At 74.0% G+C, this 17036-nt stretch carries 12 protein-coding genes; 7 read left to right on the top strand and 5 right to left on the bottom strand.

Going from position 1 to position 17036, the window contains the following annotated elements:
* Positions 1 to 299: 299 nt before the first annotated feature.
* Positions 300 to 866, bottom strand: coding sequence for a DUF4291 domain-containing protein (locus tag ACIGXE_RS13875; protein WP_399746813.1), 567 nt, complete (start codon positions 864 to 866; stop codon positions 300 to 302).
* A gap of 158 nt (positions 867 to 1024) precedes the next feature.
* Between ACIGXE_RS13875 and ACIGXE_RS13880 the strand changes: the two genes are divergently transcribed.
* The gene (locus tag ACIGXE_RS13880; protein WP_399746815.1) at positions 1025 to 1216 is read left to right on the top strand and encodes a hypothetical protein; all 192 of its coding nucleotides are present in this window, start codon (positions 1025 to 1027) and stop codon (positions 1214 to 1216) included.
* 130 nt (positions 1217 to 1346) lie between these two features.
* Here the strand turns inward: ACIGXE_RS13880 and ACIGXE_RS13885 are convergent, their stop codons facing one another.
* Positions 1347 to 1769, bottom strand: a complete 423-nt coding sequence (locus tag ACIGXE_RS13885) for a YjbQ family protein (RefSeq protein WP_399746817.1) — start codon at positions 1767 to 1769, stop codon at positions 1347 to 1349.
* Between the two features lie 461 nt (positions 1770 to 2230).
* On the opposite strand from ACIGXE_RS13885, the gene ACIGXE_RS13890 reads away from it, so the two are divergent.
* Both ACIGXE_RS13890 and ACIGXE_RS13895 read left to right on the top strand, forming a co-directional pair.
* Positions 2231 to 3442 carry an LLM class flavin-dependent oxidoreductase gene (locus ACIGXE_RS13890; RefSeq protein ID WP_399746819.1) on the top strand — a complete coding sequence of 404 codons (1212 nt, stop codon included), beginning with the start codon at positions 2231 to 2233 and terminating at the stop codon, positions 3440 to 3442.
* A gap of 352 nt (positions 3443 to 3794) precedes the next feature.
* Positions 3795 to 4880, top strand: a complete 1086-nt coding sequence (locus ACIGXE_RS13895; RefSeq protein ID WP_399746821.1) for an FAD-dependent oxidoreductase — start codon at positions 3795 to 3797, stop codon at positions 4878 to 4880.
* Here the strand turns inward: ACIGXE_RS13895 and mltG are convergent.
* Both mltG and ACIGXE_RS13905 read right to left on the bottom strand, forming a co-directional pair.
* Positions 4846 to 5709 (bottom strand): endolytic transglycosylase MltG, encoded by an 864-nt coding sequence (gene mltG, locus ACIGXE_RS13900; protein ID WP_399746823.1) that lies wholly within the window; start codon positions 5707 to 5709, stop codon positions 4846 to 4848. The two genes, ACIGXE_RS13895 and mltG, sit on opposite strands and share 35 nt — an antisense overlap.
* Before the next feature lie 285 nt (positions 5710 to 5994).
* A complete protein-coding gene (locus ACIGXE_RS13905) occupies positions 5995 to 7830 on the bottom strand; it encodes an ABC transporter ATP-binding protein (protein WP_399746825.1) in 1836 nt (611 codons plus the stop codon).
* Positions 7831 to 7922: 92 nt separating this feature from the next.
* Between ACIGXE_RS13905 and ACIGXE_RS13910 the strand changes: the two genes are divergently transcribed.
* Together ACIGXE_RS13910 and ACIGXE_RS13915 are read left to right on the top strand one after the other, a co-directional pair.
* Positions 7923 to 8408 (top strand): MarR family winged helix-turn-helix transcriptional regulator, encoded by a 486-nt coding sequence (locus tag ACIGXE_RS13910; RefSeq protein ID WP_399746827.1) that lies wholly within the window; start codon positions 7923 to 7925, stop codon positions 8406 to 8408.
* Positions 8409 to 8461: 53 nt separating this feature from the next.
* Entirely contained in the window at positions 8462 to 11386 is a 2925-nt protein-coding gene (locus ACIGXE_RS13915; RefSeq protein ID WP_399746829.1) for an FAD-binding and (Fe-S)-binding domain-containing protein, read from the top strand.
* A 54-nt stretch (positions 11387 to 11440) separates the two neighbouring features.
* Here ACIGXE_RS13915 and ACIGXE_RS13920 read toward each other — a convergent pair whose 3' ends face one another.
* A complete protein-coding gene (locus ACIGXE_RS13920) occupies positions 11441 to 13042 on the bottom strand; it encodes a peptide-N4-asparagine amidase (RefSeq protein WP_399746831.1) in 1602 nt (533 codons plus the stop codon).
* 196 nt (positions 13043 to 13238) lie between these two features.
* On the opposite strand from ACIGXE_RS13920, the gene ACIGXE_RS13925 reads away from it, so the two are divergent.
* The gene (locus tag ACIGXE_RS13925; RefSeq protein ID WP_399746833.1) at positions 13239 to 15176 is read left to right on the top strand and encodes an ABC transporter transmembrane domain-containing protein; all 1938 of its coding nucleotides are present in this window, start codon (positions 13239 to 13241) and stop codon (positions 15174 to 15176) included.
* The gene (locus ACIGXE_RS13930; protein ID WP_399746835.1) at positions 15173 to 16960 is read left to right on the top strand and encodes an ABC transporter ATP-binding protein; all 1788 of its coding nucleotides are present in this window, start codon (positions 15173 to 15175) and stop codon (positions 16958 to 16960) included. Before ACIGXE_RS13925 ends, ACIGXE_RS13930 begins: the two co-directional genes overlap by 4 nt.
* The last annotated feature ends 76 nt before the right edge of the window (positions 16961 to 17036 follow it).

Consider the following 17036-nt stretch of genomic DNA (forward strand, 5'->3'; position numbering starts at 1 on the left):
CGTCCAGGAGCGATTCGCCCGCGCCGACGACCTGGGCCGGCTCGCGCGGCGACTCGTCCATGGCCCGGATGGCGTCGGCGCACTCCGCGACCGACAGGAAGCCGACCGCCGCTGCCGCGTTCTGCGTCCTGAAACGGGGTCGCATGTCCTGGCGCCTCCTGGCGGGGTACGTCTCGTGAGGGGCGCCTCCGGACTCCGGCAGGCGGGCATGCCGGAGCGGGACCGGCGCGCCGGACCAGCCCGTGCGGCGGAGCGGTGGGGCCCGCCCGGACGGCCGGCGGGTGGGGTGTCGTCGTGCGTCACCCGCCTGCGGAAAGGCGGCTTTCCAGTGCCCGGGGCAGCGGGTAGGGGCGTTCCTTGGGCAGCAGCCGCTGGGCTTTCGCCGCCTGGCCCGCCTGTATGAGGCAGGCGGCCTTGCGGACCTGCGGGGTGATGTCGGTGAGGCCGACGGTCCAGTCGTCCGTGAAGGTCCTGATCAGGCGGCGGCCGATGCCGACCTGGATGCTGTAGTGGTTGAGCGCCGCCCCGCGCGGCGAGCGCTCGGGGTCCCACTGGACGTGCACGGCCGCCTCGGCGAGGGCCCTCGGGTCCCCGTTCGTCAGAACGGCCCGGGACAGGGCCTCCTCCCAGCCGTCCCGGGTGATGCGCACGGCGAGGACGCGCTCCTGACCCGGCTTGCGGGCCCAGTTGCTGCGGTGCATCAGCCACATCAACGACGGCTTGATCCAGGTCATCCGGTGGAACGAGAAGGGCGCCACGAAGCGGCCCGCCGCCAGGGCCGCGTCGGCGATGGCGGGCGAGTAGGCCTGGTAGACCACGATCGTGCGGGCGTCGTAGTCGGCGCGGATCTGGTGCAGGGGCGACATGCCACGGAGCCTGCCATCGGCGCCTCGATGCCCGCGAGCCAGTTTCGCGCCCCGGCACCGGCCCAGGGGTGGTCGCGGCGGCGCGCACCGCAGTCCGGGCACCCGTCACACGCCGGACGGGACGCGCCCCCGGCGGCCGGAGCGCCCATACATCCCACTTGTCCTCGCGTGGCCAAAAATCCCCACCCCGGACGCCGGAGCCCGAGCACCGTCGCCGTGGCCAACGCCGCCTCGAACAGATCGTCACGGCTGCCGAAGCCGATCGGGGCGCGCCCCTGGACGGCATCCTGCACCTGGCCGGCACGTACGCCTTCCAGCTGCTCGCGGACAGCGACCGGCCCGCCTCGTAGGACGGGCTCGGCCGGAGACGACAGGGCCTCGCGGCGACTCCGGTCCGGTCTCCACCTTCATGCCCGGAGACACCTAGAGGGCCGTCAGTTGGTGCGGCCGGACATCCTGTCCACGGTCCCGCTGTGCCCGCTACCCGAGGAACGACAGGCGGACCTGACGGTCGGGGTTGTCCTTGTTCGTGTCCACCAGACATACGGACTGCCACGTGCCCAGCGCCAGTTCGCCGCCGATCACGGGGAGCGTCGCATGGGGCGGCACGATGGCCGGCATCACGTGGTCACGGCCGTGGCCCGGGCTTCCGTGGCGGTGCTGCCAGCGTTCGTCGGCGGGAAGCAGATGGTGCAGGGCGGTCAGGAGGTCGTGATCACTGCCCGATCCCGTTTCGATCAGCGCCACGCCCATGGTCGCGTGCGGCGTGAAGACGTTCAGCAGCCCGTCTCTGCCCTGGGCCACCTCGGCCAGGAAGGAGGAGCACTCACGGGTGAGGTCGTAGACCGTCTCCGATGCCCCAGTGGTGATGTCGAGGGTGCGGGTCTCGAATCCGTGGCTCATGCCCCCATCGTGGGCGCACGGGGCCGTCCGCTCAAACTTCACACGCGGGTGGTCCCCTCGGGACCCTCACGGCACCCGAGGTGACCGTCCGCTCAAACTTCACACGCGGGTGGTCCCCTCGGGACCCTCACGGCACCCGAGGTGCCGTTCACGGGTCGGGATCGCTCGTCCATGCTCCGAGACGCCGTTGACCGTGTGCCGGACGGCTCGCTACGTTCGCCGCATGTTGCGTACAGCCCTGCTCACCACGCGTGGTCACATCGACCTGCTGCGGGTGGCCTCCGCCGCGTGTCCGCGCGGCTGCTGACGCCTGTTCAGTCGCCTTTCCCCCTGATTCTCCCCGACGGTGTTCCGACGCCCTGACGCGTCCTCCGTCGTCGCCTTCGTGCGCGCCGGCTTCTCCCCTCCGTGGTGCTTCACACCGGCCGGCCCCGCGCGCTCCTCGGAAAGGGCTTCCCCCGATGACCGTTCACCTCCATTGGTTCCTGCCGACCGGCGGCGACGGCCGTGGCCTCGTCGACCGGCACGTCTACGCCGACGGCGGCATCGGCCGGACGCGCGCCGTGAGCGGGGTCCGGCCGCCCGACGTCGAGTACCTGGCGCAGATCGCCAAGGCCGCGGAGCAGTTGGGCTTCGAGGCGGTGCTGACCCCGACCGGGACGTGGTGCGAGGACGCCTGGCTGACGACGGTGGCGCTCGCGCAGCACACCGAGCGGCTCAAGTTCCTGGTGGCCTTCCGGCCGGGGGTCCTGTCGCCGGTGCTCGCGGCGCAGATGGCGGCGACGTACCAGCGGATCACCCGCGGCCGGCTGCTCCTGAACGTGGTGACCGGCGGCGACGCGGCCGAGCAGCGGCGGTTCGGCGACTTCCTCGACCACGACCGGCGGTACGCGCGGACCGCCGAGTTCCTGGAGGTGGTGCGCGGGGTGTGGGCCGGGCGGCCGTACGACTTCCACGGCGAGCACTACCGGGTGGCGGGCGGCCTGACCGCGCTGCCGCCGGACCCGTTGCCGGAGATCTTCTTCGGGGGTTCCTCGGCGGCCGCCGGGCCGGTCGCCGCCGAGCATGCGGACGTCTACCTGACCTGGGGCGAGCCGCCCTGGCAGGTGAAGGAGAAGATCGACTGGATCCGGCGGCTGGCCGAGGAGCGAGGGCGCAACGTCCGCTTCGGCATCCGCCTGCACAGCATCTCGCGCGACTCCGCCCGCGAGGCCTGGGCGACCGCGGACCGGCTGCTCGCCGACCTGGACGCGGAGACCGTCGCGACGGCCCAGGCGGCGCTCGCGCGGAGCGAGTCGGTGGGCCAGCAGCGGATGCTGGCCCTGCACGGGGGCGGCACGCTCGACCGGGACCGTCTGGAGATCGCGCCGAACCTGTGGGCGGGAGTCGGTCTCGTACGGGGCGGGGCCGGCACGGCGCTGGTGGGCAGCCACGCGGACGTGGCCGACCGCATCGAGGAGTACCACGACCTGGGCGTCGAGCACTTCGTGCTCTCCGGCTATCCGCATCTGGAGGAGGCGTACTGGTTCGGCGAGGGCGTGATCCCCGAGCTCGCGGCACGCGGCCTGCTCGCGACCATTCCGCCGTCCCCTCTCCTCGGCGTCCCGGCCCTGAACGGCCGTCCCGCCTCGGCGCCGGGTGGCGCGCCGCTGATCCTCGGGGGCGGGCGGTGACCGTCGGCGGCGCTCTGATTGTGCAGGGCGGGCGGTGACCGTCGGTAGCGCCCTGATTGTCCAGGGCTGGCGGCGGCCGTCGGCAGCGCCCCGAGCGCCGAGGGCCAGCGGGATCGTCGGGGGTGGGTGGTGACCGTCACGGGCGCCGCTGACCGTCGGGGGTCGGTGATGACCGTCACGGGCGCCCCTGACCGTCACGGGCGCCGCTGATCGTCGAGGGCGGGCGCTGATCCTGAGGGGGCGGGCGGTGACCGTCGAGGTCGCCCGGCCATGGCACGCCTGCCGCTGCCCCCCCCCCGCCGGGAAGATCCCCGTCCCGCTCGCGGTTGGTGGAATCGTGAACGATTTCGGGGTGCACGAAGCGCGTGACGTGGACGTGGTGGTCATCGGGGCCGGGCAGGCGGGGCTGTCCGCCGCGTATCACCTGCGGCGGAGCGGGTTCGAGCCCGATCGGGACTTCGTGGTGCTCGATCACGCCCCGCGGCCGGGCGGGGCCTGGCAGTTCCGGTGGGCGTCGCTGACGTACGGCAAGGTGCACGGGATGCACGCGCTGCCCGGCAAGGAGCTGACCGGGGCCGACCCGGCGCGGCCGTCCTCCGAGGTGATCGGCGACTACTTCGCCGACTACGAGGAGACCTTCGACCTGCGGGTGCACCGGCCCGTCGACGTGACGGCGGTGCGCGAGGGCGAGGGCGGGCGGCTGCTCGTGGAGACCTCGGAGGGGACGTACGCGACGCGCGCGCTCGTCAACGCGACCGGCACCTGGGACCGGCCGTTCTGGCCGCGGTACCCGGGGCAGGAGACCTTCCGGGGGCGTCAGGTGCACACCGCGCAGTATCCGGGGCCCGAGGCCTTCGCCGGGCAGCGGGTGGTCGTGGTCGGCGGCGGTGCCTCCGGGACCCAGCACCTGATGGAGATCGCGGAGCACGCCGCCGCGACGACCTGGGTCACCCGCCGCGAGCCCGTCTGGCGCGAGGGGCCGTTCGGCGAGGTCCAGGGGCGGGCGGCGGTGGCGCTCGTGGAGGAACGCGTACGCCAGGGGCTGCCGCCGCAGAGCGTGGTGTCGGTCACCGGGCTGCCGCTGAACGACGCCGTCCGCGCGGCCCGCGCGAGCGGGGTCCTGGAGCGTCTGCCGATGTTCGACCGGATCACGCCGACCGGGGTGGCCTGGGACGACGGCCGGACCGTCGACGCGGACGTGATCGTGTGGGCGACCGGCTTCCGGGCCGCCATCGACCATCTCGCGCCGCTGCGGCTGCGCGAGCCGGGGGGCGGGATCCGGGTGGAGGGGACCCGGACGGTACGGGACCCGCGGATCCACCTCGTCGGGTACGGGCCCTCGGCCTCGACCATCGGCGCCAACCGGGCCGGCCGCGCGGCGGCCGCCGGGATCCGCGCGCTGCTCAGGAGCTCGCCGGAGCCTGTCGCCGCGCGTTGAACTCGGCGACGTTGGCCTGGTGTTCGGTGTAGTCGGCGGTGAAGCGGGTGTCGCCGGGGCGGACGCTGACGAAGTAGAGCCAGTCGCCCCGCGCGGGGTCGACGGCCGCGGCCATGGCCTGGTCCCCGGGGTTTCCGATGGGGGACGGGGGCAGCCCCCTGCGCTCGTAGGTGTTGTACGGGCTGTCGATGCGGGTGTCGGCGTGACTGGTGTCCACGGTGTCGCGCCCGAGGGCGTAGTTGAGGGTCGAGTCCATCTGCAGCGGCATCCCCCGGGCGAGCCGGTTGTAGACGACCCGCGCGACCTTGCCCATGTCCTCGGCGGTGTCGGCCTCCGCCTGGACGATGCTGGCGACGATCACGGTCTGGTGGACGCTCAGCCCGTGGGTCCGGGCGCCGTCGGCGATCCGCGCGGTCCCGAAGCGTCGTCCCGCGGTGTCGACCATGTACCGCAGCAGGCCCTCCGCGGTGGTGGCCTTGCCGACGGGGTAGGTGGCGGGGAAGAGATAGCCCTCCGGGTTGCCGTCGGCCGCGGCCGGGAGGGCGAGGTTCGTGGTGGGCGACTGGGCGGCCCTGCGCGCCGTGCCGGCCGGCAGTCCGAGGGAGCGGTCCACCGCGGCGTACACCTCTCCCCCGCGCCAGCCCTCGGGGATGAGCAGGGTGCGCTGTTTCTCCGGGGCGGGCTTGTCCGGCGGGCCGAGCAGCAGCAGGGGCACCGCGACCGCGGCGGCGGCCGCCAGGACGGCGCCCACGAGGAGGACGAACCTGCCGCGCCGGGTGAGGCGTGCGCGCCGCCGACGGTGTTCGGGCTGCCAGGACCGGTACCTCATGGCCGCACGCTAACCCGGCACACCGGGCAAATCGGGGAGCGCACACGCGGCGGCGCCGCCGGTCCCTGGGACGGGGGACCGGCGGCGCCGGGCACTGCGATCGTCAGACGAGCCAGCCAAGGAAGTGGAGGACGCCGGCGAGCAGGTTGGTGATGACGTTCATGGTGGTGCTTTCTCCTCGTGCAGAGCTTTTGTGGGACTGCGCAGTCGCGGTCTGCAGCCCGTCGCTTGCGCACCGTAATCATCTGGCGTCACACGGGAGATGGGCAACGAAAACCGGCACGATCACACGTTCTGGGGAACAACCGCTCCCGCGTTCGTGCGTTCGTCCCGGCGCACCAGTGCCGCGTACCGCCCGTCGAGCGCGAGCAGCTCCTCGTGGGTGCCGCGCTCGGCGATCCTTCCGGCCTCGAGGACGACGATCTGGTCGGCGTCGCGGACGGTGGAGAGCCGGTGGGCGATGGTGATGGTGGTGCGGCCGGCGGAGAGCGCGTCGATGGCCTGCTGCACGGCGTGCTCGGTCCGGGTGTCGAGGGCGCTGGTCGCCTCGTCGAGGATGAGGACGGGCGGGTCGCGCAGGATGGTGCGGGCGATCGCGAGGCGCTGCTTCTCGCCGCCCGAGAAGCGGTAGCCGCGCTCGCCGACGAGGGTGTCGTAGCCGTCGGGCAGCGAGGCGATGTGGTCGTGGATCTGGGCGGCGCGGGCGGCGGCCTCGATCTCCGCGTCGGTGGCCTCGGGCTTGGCGAAGCGCAGGTTGTCCGCGACCGAGGCGTGGAAGAGGTAGGTCTCCTGGGAGACCACGCCGACCGCCCGGGCGAGGCTGTCGAAGTCCAGGTCGCGCACGTCGACGCCGTCGAGGGTGACCCGGCCGTCGGTGACGTCGTAGAGCCGGGGCACGAGGTAGCTGAGGGTGGACTTCCCGGATCCGGTCGGGCCGACGACGGCCAGGCTGCCGCCGGCCGGGACGGTCAGGTCGACGCCCTCGAGGGTGGGGCGGCCCTCGCCCTCGGGGTCGTAGCGGAAGCCGACCTTCTCGAAGACGACCTCGCCGGAGGCCTTCGGCAGGCGGACGGGCTCGGCGGGTTCGGTGATCTCGACGGGCAGGTCGAGGTATTCGAAGATCCGCTGGAAGAGGGCGAGCGAGGTCTGGATCTGCACACCGGTCGACAGGAGGCCGACCGTGGGCCGGAAGAGGCCCTGCTGGAGCGAGACGAAGGCGACCAGGGTGCCGAGGGAGATGGCGGGGCCGCCGGCCTGGAGGGCGAGGCCCGCCGCCCAGTAGAGCAGGGCGGGCATGGCGGCCATGACGATGCCGATGGTGGACATCCGCCAGCGTCCGGCCATGGAGGAGCGCACTTCGAGGTCGACGAGGCGCTCGGACTCCTCGGCGAAGGACCTGGTGAGGGAGTCGGCGCGGCCCATGGTGCGGCCGAGCAGGATGCCGCTGACGGACAGCGACTCGGTGACGGTCGCCGCCATGGCGGCCATCTGCTTCTGGCGCCGGGTGGTGATCCGCTTGCGCTCCCGGCCGACCCGGCGGCTGATCCAGACGAAGAGCGGCAGCAGGAGCAGGGAGACCAGGGTGAGCCGCCAGTCGAGCGCGAGCATCGCGACGACGGTGGCGACGACGGCGGTCAGGTTGGAGACGAGGGAGGTGGCGGTCGAGGTGACGGTGGCCTGCATGCCGCCGATGTCGTTGGCGATGCGGGACTGGACCTCGCCGGTGCGGGTGCGCGTGAAGAAGGCGAGCGGCATCCGCTGCAGCTGCGCGTAGACCGCGGTGCGCAGGTCGTGCATGACGCGCTGGCCGACGGTGGTGGAGATGAGCGTCTGGAGCACGCCGAAGACGCCGGAGACCACGGCGGTGACGATCATGCCGAGGGCGAGCAGGCTGAGCAGCCCGGTGCGGCCCTGCGGGATCGCGGTGTCGAGGATCTCGCGGAGCAGGAAGGGCGAGGCGACCGAGACCAGCGACGACGCCGCGACGAGCAGGCCGACGAGGGCGAGGCGGCCCCGGTAGGGCCGGAAGAGACTCAGGATGCGCCGCAGCTGGGCGGGCTCCTCGGGGCGGGCGCGGTCACGGTCGGGAGGCGTCCAGGTGGACTCGTCGTGCGGGTGCATGGGCTCCTACGAGGGTTCGGGAGTACGGCGATGAGAGCTTAGCTCATTGTTACCTATACTCACAATGAACATCGTCCTGATATTGTTCCGTCATGAACACCCCGGCCACTCCCGGCAGCTCCGACCCCGACGCGCCCGGCGGCGCCGATCCCGACGGGTTCCTCGCCGAGCAGCTGCTCCGGCTCACCCGCCGGCTGCACCGCTTCCAGAAGCAGTATCTGGAGCCGGTCGGCATCACCCCGGCGCAGTCCCGGCTGCTGCGGACGGTCGCGCACTACCCGGAGCCGCCCCGGATGGCCGATCTCGCGGCCCGGCTCGAAGTGGTCCCCCGCGCCGTCACCACCCTCGTCGACGGCCTGGAGGCGGCCGGGCGGGTCCGCCGGGTGCCCGATCCGACCAACCGCCGGGTCGTGCGGATCGAGCTCACCGACACCGGCCGCGACACGCTGAGGGAGCTCCGCAGCGCGCGCCGTGCGGCCGCAGAGGACATGCTGGCCCCACTGACCGTCGAACAGCGCGAGGTGCTCGGAGGTCTGCTGTCCGCTCTGGTCGACCGCGGTCCGGAGCGCGTCTGCTGAGACGGGGGCAGCCGAGGCCGGGGCACGCCGCACGCCGGAGGGGAGCCCTGACCATGCCCGCACTGGAGCCGAATCCGCGGACGCTGCGAGCCGGTACCAAGCGGCGGCCGGCGCCCGACCGGGTGCCGGACCTCCAGGCCCGGGGCACCCAGAAGCACCTGCGGGAGGAGCTGGTCACCCTCCTCGGCGCGGACAAGGTGCTGTCGAGGGTCTCCGATCTGGTCCGCTACGCCTCCGACGCCAGTCCCTACCGCTTCGTGCCGCAGGTCGTGGTGATGGCCGAGGACATCGACGACGTGTCCGCGGTCCTCTCGTACGCGCACGGCAAGGGCCGCGAGGTGGTGTTCCGGGCCGCCGGGACCAGCCTCAACGGGCAGGCGCAGGGCGAGGACATCCTGGTCGACGTGCGCCGCCACTGGGCGGGTGTCGAGGTGCTGGACGGCGGCGCCCGCGCCCGGATCCTGCCGGGCACCACGGTCGTCCGCGCCAACGCGGCGCTCGCCCCGTACGGCCGGGTGCTCGGCCCCGACCCGGCGAGCGCCGTCGCCTGCACGATCGGCGGCGTGGTGGCCAACAACGCCTCGGGCATGACGGCGGGCACCACCCGCAACGCGTACCGCACGCTCGCCTCGCTCACCTTCGTCCTGCCGAGCGGCACCGTCGTCGACACCGCCGACCCGCGGGCCGACGCCGAACTCGCCCGCGCGGACCCCCGGCTGTGCGCCGGACTCATGGCGCTGAAGGCGGAGATCGAGGCGGATCCGGAGCTCACGGCACGGATCCGCGCCAAGTACGCGATCAAGAACACCAACGGATACCGGCTCGACGCCTTCCTCGACGGCGCCACCCCGGTCGAGATCCTGCGCGGACTGATGGTGGGCTCCGAGGGCACCTTCGGCTTCATCTCCGAGACCGTCTTCGACACGCTCCCCCTCGACCGGAGGGTCTCCACGGCGCTGCTCTTCTTCCCGTCGCTGCCGGCCGCCGCCGCAGCCGTGCCGCGCTTCAACGAGGCGGGCGCCCTGGCCGTCGAGCTGATGGACGGCAACACGCTCCGGGCCTCGGTGCGCGTGCCGGGCGTGCCCGCCGACTGGGCGGAGCTGCCCAGGGAGACGGCCGCCCTGCTCGTGGAGTTCCGGGCGCCCAACGAGGCCGCGCAGGAGGCGTACGAGGAGGCGGCGGCCCGGGTCCTGGAGCACCTGGAGCTCGTCGCGCCGGTCGCCTCGGTACGCAACGCCTTCACCCGGGACGCGCGGACCGTCGCCGGCTACTGGAAGGCCCGCAGGGCCTTCGTGACCGCGGTCGGCGGGTCACGCCCCCCGGGTACGACCCTGATCACGGAGGACTTCGCGGTGCCGCCCGCGCGGCTCGCCGAGGCCTGCGCCGAGCTGCTCGACCTCCAGGAGCGGCACGGCTTCGACGCCGCCGTCGCCGGTCACGCCGCCCACGGCAACCTGCACTTCCTGCTCGCGTTCGACGCCGGCGACCCGGGCGACGTCGAGCGGTACGCGGCGTTCATGGACGAGTTCTGCAAGCTGACCGTGGAGCGCTTCGACGGCTCGCTGAAGGCCGAGCACGCCACCGGCCGTAACATCGCGCCCTTCCTGGAGCTGGAGTGGGGGCCCAAGGCGACCGAACTGATGTGGCGCACCAAGGAGGTCATCGACCCCGACGGGGTGCTGGCGCCCCGGATCGTCCTGGACCGCGATCCGCAGGCGCATCTGCGCGGTCTGAAGACCATCCCCGTCGTGGAGCCGGTCGCCGATCCGTGCATCGAGTGCGGCTTCTGCGAACCGACCTGTCCCAGCCACGACCTGACGACCACTCCGCGCCAGCGCATCGTGCTGCGCCGGGAGATGATGCGGCAGGCCGACGGCGCCCCGGTCGAGAGGCGGCTCCTGGAGGCGTACGGCTACGACGCCGTCGACACGTGCGCCGGCGACTCCACGTGCCGGCTGGCCTGCCCGGTCGGCATCGACACGGGCGCGCTGATGAGGGAGTTCCGGCACGAGCGGCACTCCCCGCGCGAGGAGCGCGCCGCCGCCCTCGCCGCCCGGAACTTCCGCGCCGTGGAGGCCGCCGCGCGGCTCGCGGTGGGCGCCGGCGCGCGGCTGGGCGACCGGCTCGTGGAGTCGGCGACCGGGTTCGCCCGCAGGCTCGTACGGCCCGATCTCGTACCGGAGTGGCTGCCCGAGATCCCGGGGCCCGCCGCTCGCCGGCTCCCCCGCACCCACCGGCCGTCCGCGGTCGCCGTCTACTACCCGGCCTGCGTGAACCGGATCTTCGGCAATCCGGACGGCCTGGAAGGCCCGTCGCTCCCCGAAGCCGTGGTGGCGCTGTCCGCCCGCGCGGGGCGCCCGGTGTGGATCCCGGACGACGTGGCGGGCACGTGCTGCGCGACGATCTGGCACTCCAAGGGGTACGAGCGGGGCAACGAGGTGATGGCCAACCGGATCGTCGAGGCCGCCTGGGGCTGGACCGCCGGCGGCCGGCTGCCCCTGGTCGTCGACGCCTCCTCGTGCACCCTGGGCCTCGCCCACGACGTCGTGCCCTGTCTCACCGACGACAACCGGGAGTTGCACGCCGAGCTGACCGTGCTCGACTCGCTCGTCTGGGCCGCGGACGAGCTGCTGCCCCGGCTCGACGTGCGGCACCGGGTGGCCTCGGCGGTGGTCCATCCCACCTGCTCCATGCGGCACCTGGGCGACGAGGACCGGCTGACCGCGCTCGCGGAGGCGTGCGCCGACGAGGTGCTCGTCCCGGTCGACGCGGGCTGCTGCGCCTTCGCGGGCGACCGGGGCATGCTCCACCCGGAACTGACCGCGTCCGCCACCGCGCGGGAGGCCGCCGAGGTCACCGCGCGCGCCTTCGACGCGCACCTGTCGGCCAACCGCATGTGCGAGGTCGGCATGGACCGCGCAACGGGCCGCACGTACTACTCGGCGCTGCTGGAGCTGGAGCGCGCGACCCGGCCGTAGCCGCGCGTGCGGTGCCCGGGCCCGCGGGCCGGGACACCGCACGCGCTCGGGCGGTCAGCAGCGCCGCAGGTCCTCGACGAGCGTGCCCTGGACGGTCTTCAGCGAGCGGTCGTAGCAGCCGTCGGAGCCGTACACGCGGTAGCGCTCGGCACTGGTGCCGATCGCGTGGCGCTGCTCGCGCGGGACGCCGAGGGTGAAGGAGGCATCACCGGTGTACGTGTCGTCGAGGCGCGACCAGGACAGGCGCCTGCCGTCGCGGACGACGCTGACGGCGGCCCGGTCGCCGACGGTGAGGACGGTCCGCAGCCGGTCATCCGCGCCGATGCCGATCTCGCCGTCCATCGTGTAGCTGCGCCGGGTGCGGGTGGTGGTCCGGCCGACGGTCACCGTCTCGTCGTCGGTCCAGTACGCGCTGAGCGCGTCCGGGTTCTCGTCGGCGCCCCAGCGGTGGGTGGACCGGTGGTCGACGGTGCGGGTGACGGTGGTGGCGACCCGGCCGTGCGAGGTGTTCAGGTGGCCGGCGACGGTGAGGGTGTGGCCGCCCGTGGTCTCCAGGACGTCGGGCGAACCGGCGGTGTACACCGCGGAGTTGCGCGGGGTGCCGGACTCGTGCCGGTCGAGGGCTCCGGTGACGACCGCGCTGCCCTCGTCCTGCCACAGCAGCACGTTGGCCGGCACGCTCCAGCCGGTCTGGCCGGCCGGGACGCCGGCCACGGAGACCTCGACGCGGTGGGCGCGGCCGTCGTTCAGGACGCCCGCGAACGGGGTGAGGTCGTAGACGACCGGCTGGACGTCGAAGGCGCGCGGAGCGGGGGTCACGTACCAGAGGAAGGGGTTGGACCAGCCGCCGGTCCAGACGTGCGGGAAGGGGGCGGCGATGCCCGCGAGCTTCCCGTCGACGGATATCCGCACCTCGCGGTACGGGCCGTCGGTGGCCTTGCAGGAGTACGGCGCGGCGTCGGGGACGGTGAGGTACCAGAACTCCTCGCAGCCGCCGCCCGAGCCGGTGGCGTACACCTCGGCGAGGATCCGCTCGGTGTTCCGCGGGGTGGTGAGGGTGGCGTCGGTGAGCGGCAGGACCCGGTCGGGGGTGCCGGCGGCGGGCTTCACCTTGCCCTGGGCGGTGTGGAAGGTGAGGGTGACGCGGATGTCGAGGACCCCGGTGTACGTGTCGTTGACGACGTTGCCGATGAGCATCTCCACGGCCCCGGGGCGGCTCAGGGTGTCGCGGTAGCGGGTGACGTCCTTCTCGACCGACCAGGCGATGCCCTCGGGCGAGGGCTCGGGGGTGGAGGTGCGGAGGATCTCCACGCCGCCGACGGTGAGATAGCCGAGGCGGTCGTACTGACGGCCCTTCACCTTGCCTTCCAGGCGAAGGACCACCTTGTTCCAGCGGGTGCCGCACTCCTTGGGCGGGGCGTAACTCCCCTTGTACGGCGTGAAGTCGCGGAACTGGACCTCGGCGAGCGTCACCTGGCAGGTGCGGGTGCCGGGGGTGGCGATCGGCGGCGCGGCGGTGACCGGGTCGTGCCAGTCGGTGGTGAACTCGGCCGGCGGGGTCGGGGCCTCGTCCGCGTGGGCCGCGGGGGCGGCGAGCAGCAGTCCGGCGGCCAGGGTGAGCCCGCCGATCAGGCTCGTGATCTTCCGTTGTCTCATGGGTCGTGAGTGAAGCGCGGGGCTGCGGACGCGGTCCAGAGGGCGTGGGCCCGGCTTGGCGGGATCTGTTCCCGGATGCCGGGAAACCCGTTCGCCGGAAAATCGATTGCCGAGCGCTCTCCGGCGGCGCGAGTCTGGATCGGTTCGAGACCTCACCGGACCGGTACGAGCGATCGGTCGAAAGCGCTGGGACAGCATGCAGATTCGCGATCTTCCGTACGCCGACCCAGGGGACCCGGACGTCCGCTCGGGCCCGCGGTTCCTGCTGTGGCTCGGCCGGGCACAGCTCGGCGGTCAGGTGAAGTGCCTGCTGTGGGGTCTGCTGCTGCAGCTCGGCATCGCCGGGCTGCCGCTCGGGGTCGGAATCGCCGTACAGGCGGTCGTGGACCGCGACGGCGGCCGGCTCGGCCTCGGCATCGGGCTGCTCGTCGCCTTCGGCCTGGCCATCGCGGCCGGCGACATGATGGTCCACCGGGTGGCCGTCACCAACTGGATCACCGCGGCCGCCCGGGTCCAGCAGCTGCTGGCGCGCAAGACCGCCGAACTCGGGTCCGTGCTGACGCGTCGGGTGGCGGCGGGCGAGGTCGTGGCCGTCTCCACCGGCGACGTGGAGAAGATCGGCTGGTTCGTCGAGGCGGCCTCCCGCTTCGCGTCCGCCGCCGTCGCCCTGCTGCTCGTCTGCGGGGGACTCGTGCTCTACCAGCCGGACCTGGGCGTGGTCGTCGCGCTCGGCGTCCCCGTCCTCGCGCTGGCCGCCCTGCCGCTGCTCCCCCGCGCCACCCGCCGGGCCGACGCCCAGCGCGAGAAGGCCGGCCGGGCCACCGAGCTGGCCTCCGACACCGTCGCCGGGCTGCGCGTCCTGCGCGGGATCGGCGGCGAGGAGCTGTTCCTCGGCCGCTACCGGGCCGCCTCCCAGGAGGTGCGCCGGGCCGCCGTGCACAGCGCCCGGATGTGGGCGCTCATCGCGGCGATCCAGGTGCTGCTGCCGGGCGTGCTGCTGGTCGGCGTGATCGTGTACGGCGCGCGGCTGGCGCTCGACGGGCGGATCACGGTCGGCGAACTGGTCACGGTGTACGGCGCGGTGGCGCTCACCCACCACCCGCTGCGGACGTTCGAGGAGATCGCCATGGCGTACTCCTTCTCCCGCCCGTCGGCCCGGCGTGCCGCGCGGGTGCTCGCCCTGTCCCGTACGACGGGCCCGGCGGCCGGGGCTCCCCGGGAGGTGCCGGTCGGCGACCTGTACGACCCGGTGACCGGGGTGCGCGCGGCGGCCGGGAGTCTCACCGCGGTGGTCTGCGGGGATCCGGACGCGGCCGGCCGGCTCGCCGACCGGCTCGGCGGGCATCCGGCTGACCCGGGCGAGGACCACGCCTCGGTGCTGGTGGGGGACGTGGCCCTCGACGAGCTGCCCCTCGACGCCGCGCGGGCCGCGGTCCTCGTCCAGGACAAGGACCCGGTGCTGCTCTCCGGCACGCTCGCGCAGCTCCTCGACGTGCCGTCCTCCGGGCAGGTGGCGGCGGCCGAGGCACTGGAGGCGGCCCAGTGCGGGGACGTGCTCGACGCCCTCGCGCAGGCCTCCGTGGACACCGGCGGCGACCCGATGCGGACCCGGATCACCGAGCGCGGCCGGTCGCTGTCCGGCGGCCAGCGCCAGCGGCTCGCGCTGGCCCGCTCCCTGGTCACCGACCCCGGTGTGCTGGTCCTGGACGAGCCGACCTCGGCGGTCGACTCGCACACCGAGGCCCGGGTGGCCGCCGGGATCAAGCGGCTGCGGGCCGGCCGGACGACCGTCGTCCTGGCCTCCTCGCCGCTGCTGCTCGACCTGGCCGACCGGGTCGTCCTGGTCGACGGCGGCAGGGCCGTCGCGGCCGGCACCCACCGCGAGCTGCTGGCCGCCGAACCCCGCTACCGGGCCGTCGTCACCCGCGAGACGGACGACGAACGCGCCGGGGACGGGGCGGACGACGGACGCGCGGCCGGGGCGGAGGACGCACCCGCGGCTCGGGCGGAGGACGGGCGCGTCGGCCGGAGCAGGCCCGGGACGGACGCCGTGGGGGCCGAGGAGCTGGGGCTCGACGCCGAGTGGCGCGAGCTGAAGGAACGGGAAGACGAGCTGGAAGGAGAGACGGCATGATCGCCGTGGCGCCGCCGTCGTACGACCCCGCGGCCCCCCGGTCGGCGACGACGCTGCCGGTCGGCACCGCCGCCACGGTGCGGGGGTACGTCCGGGACCTGCTGCGCCGCCACCGGGGCGCGTTCGCGGCCCTCGTCGTGGTCAACGCGATCGCCGTGACCGCCTCGATGGCGGGGCCGTACCTCCTCGGCTCCGTCGTCGACGCGCTCACCGCCGGGGCCCGGGAGCTGCGTCCGGAGCGCACCGCCGCCCTGTTCTGCGTCGCCCTGCTGATCCAGACGGTCTTCGTCCGGTCGGTCCGGCTGCGCGGCGCGATGCTCGGCGAGGAGATGCTGGCCGACCTGCGCGAGGACTTCCTCGTCCGCGCGGTGGCGCTGCCGCCGGGCGTCCTGGAGCGGGCCGGGACCGGCGATCTGCTGTCCCGGATCACGACCGACGTCGACCGGCTGGCCAACGCCATGCGCGAGGCCGTGCCGCAGCTCGTCATCGGCGTGGTGTGGGCGGCGCTGCTGATCGGCGGGGTCGCGGTGACCGCGCCCCCGCTGGCGGTGGCGCTGCTGCTCGCCGCGCCGCTGCTGATCGTCGGCTGCCGCTGGTACTTCCGGCGTGCGCCGGCCGCGTACCGCTCGGAGGCCGCCGGGTACGCGGCGGTGGCCGCGTCCCTGGCGGAGACCGTGGACGCGGGCCGCACTGTGGAGGCGCACCGCCTCGGCGGGCGCCGGATCGAGCTGTCCGACCGGCGGGTGCGCGAATGGACCGCGTGGGAGCGCTACACGCTCTATCTGCGCTCGGTGCTGTTCCCCGTGGTCACCCTCACCCACACCCTCGTGCTCACCGGGGTCCTGGTGATCGGCGGGCTGCTCGTCTTCCAGGGCTGGATGGACGTGGGGCAGCTGACCACGGGCGCCCTGCTCGCCCAGATGCTGGTCGACCCGATCGGGATCGTCCTGCGCTGGTACGACGAGCTGCAGGTGGCCCAGGTGTCGCTGGCGCGGCTGGTGGGCGTGCGGGACATCGAGCCCGAGGCCGGCGACGTGACCGTACGCCCGGAGGGGCGGGAGGTCCGCGCCGACGAGGTGCGGTTCGGCTACCGGGAGGGCGTCGACGTGCTGCACCGGGTGTCGATGCAGGTCGCGCCGGGCACCCGGCTGGCCCTGGTCGGCCCGTCGGGCGCCGGCAAGTCGACGCTCGGCCGGCTGCTCGCCGGCATCTACGCCCCGCGCTCGGGCACGGTCACCCTCGGCTCGGCGGAGCTCGCGCGGATGCCGGCCGAGCGGGTCCGCGAGCACGTGGCCCTGGTCAACCAGGAACACCACGTCTTCGTCGGCTCGCTCCGCGACAACCTGCTGCTCGCCAGGGCGGGCGCCGGGGACGCCGAGCTGTGGGCGGCGCTCGCGGCGGTCGACGCGGACGGCTGGGCGCGGGCCCTCGACGGCGGCCTGGACATCGAGGTCGGCTCGGGCGGCCACGCCCTCACCCCGGCCCAGGCGCAGCAGGTGGCCCTGGCCCGCCTCGTCCTGGCCGACCCGCACACGCTGGTCCTCGACGAGGCGACCTCGCTGCTCGACCCGCGCGCGGCCCGGCACCTGGAACGCTCGCTGGCCCGCGTCCTGGACGGCCGTACGGTCGTCGCCATCGCCCACCGGCTGCACACGGCGCACGACGCCGATCTGATCGCCGTGGTCGAGGGCGGCCGCATCAGCGAACTGGGCCGGCACGACGAACTGGTGGCGGCCGACGGAGCGTACGCGGCACTGTGGCGCTCCTGGCACGGGCACGGGTAAGCGCCGCGGCATGCGAAGGGGCCGCACCGGTCACCCGGTGCAGCCCTGGTCCCGCAGAAGCCCACACCCTCAACCG

This window comes from Streptomyces sp. NPDC053431 (genome assembly GCF_044544925.1).
Classification (GTDB): Bacteria; Actinomycetota; Actinomycetes; order Streptomycetales; family Streptomycetaceae; genus Streptomyces.